We start from the raw sequence: 788 nt of genomic DNA, 5'->3' as shown, positions 1-788 counted from the left end.
ATTTTGAAGTTCAGTTTCATATTTCACTATTTCTTCCGTCAATGCATTTTGACTCTCTTTTATTTTTTGATATGTATTTCTTCTTACCTTTAACGACTTAAATGAAATTTTTCTATCGTTAACAATTTTCCATTCCTCTTTCTGTCGCTCATTCCTCTGTTCCACTGTTCTAAGCTGAGATGTGATTTGATTTTTTTCATCACTATAAGTTTGAGGTGTCAAGGAAATAAATTCTCTTGCATTTATTATATCGCCTTTTAAACTTTCATTAGATTCTTTCTTCTGAATTATATCTTGTTTTATTTTTATAAACTTATCTATTAAATTCTGATCTATTTTCTCAATTAAATCCGGCATTTCCTTATTATCAATTCCAGATTTCCGAATATAATCTATTAATTTCTTCGTGTAGTCTATTAGATCCTTTTCCGTTACTTCACCTGTATCAATTAACATCTTTTCTTTTTCGAATATCTCCATAGAAAGGCGTTTCAATTCATTTTGGGGATTTTGTAATTTTTTAGATATTTCTTCACAAGATTCATCTACCGTATTTTTGACCAAATCAATAAATTTCTCGAAATCGTCTCCATACTTCCCTATACCTTTAAATTTTTATATCTATATCTATGTTATCAGAAAATATTAAATAATGCAATTATTACAAAGGTTCATAAGTTGTAAAATCTATTATTGGATAAGCTTTCTTAAATATCAACGAGTAGCACTGTATTAAAATTGGTAGTCATATAATAAACTATTTTGCCTGATATCATATATTGCATTAT

Annotated in this window: 1 protein-coding gene; it reads right to left on the bottom strand. The window is 27.2% G+C overall.

From position 1 onward, the window contains the following. Positions 1 to 564: hypothetical protein (locus RCF13_RS02395; protein ID WP_308140808.1), on the bottom strand; the 564-nt coding region annotated here is incomplete at its 3' end. Positions 565 to 788: the final 224 nt, after the last annotated feature.

Origin of the sequence: Stenotrophomonas maltophilia group sp. RNC7, assembly GCF_030910085.1 — a bacterium.
Lineage (GTDB): Bacteria > Pseudomonadota > Gammaproteobacteria > Xanthomonadales > Xanthomonadaceae > Stenotrophomonas > Stenotrophomonas sepilia.
This window is presented reverse-complemented; position numbering and strand designations above follow the sequence as displayed.